At 38.3% G+C, this 269-nt stretch carries 1 protein-coding gene; it reads right to left on the bottom strand.

Annotation, left to right across the window (positions count from 1 at the left end):
- A partial coding sequence (gmtX, locus tag AAEZ02_RS22595) for a gamma-mobile-trio protein GmtX (RefSeq protein WP_351125294.1) occupies positions 1-269 on the bottom strand: 269 nt, incomplete at both ends.

The following is a 269-nucleotide window of genomic DNA, read 5'->3' as shown; positions in this document are numbered from 1 at the left end:
CACCTGGCCTTGTCCAGATATCGACAATCCATGTTCTTTTTGATTTGATTCGCTAATAAAGTCTGATAAAGCCCTAATTTCAATAGAGTTGAGCTCTATATCAAGATTGTTACTTATGGGGTTACCATGCATATCACTTGAGGTCGGAGCGTTAAGAGCTAATTGCTGTTGCTTAACTTGGTTTTTGAGTAGTTTGTTTTCAGCCAACAAGTCCATCATTTGTATTCTTAGTCGATGGTCTTCGATACTTGCAATTAACTGTTCTGCAC

This window comes from Shewanella sp. T24-MNA-CIBAN-0130 (assembly GCF_040310185.1).
Lineage (GTDB): Bacteria > Pseudomonadota > Gammaproteobacteria > Enterobacterales > Shewanellaceae > Shewanella > Shewanella psychromarinicola.
Note: the sequence above shows the minus strand (reverse complement) of the source record. Positions and strands in the feature narration are given on the sequence as shown.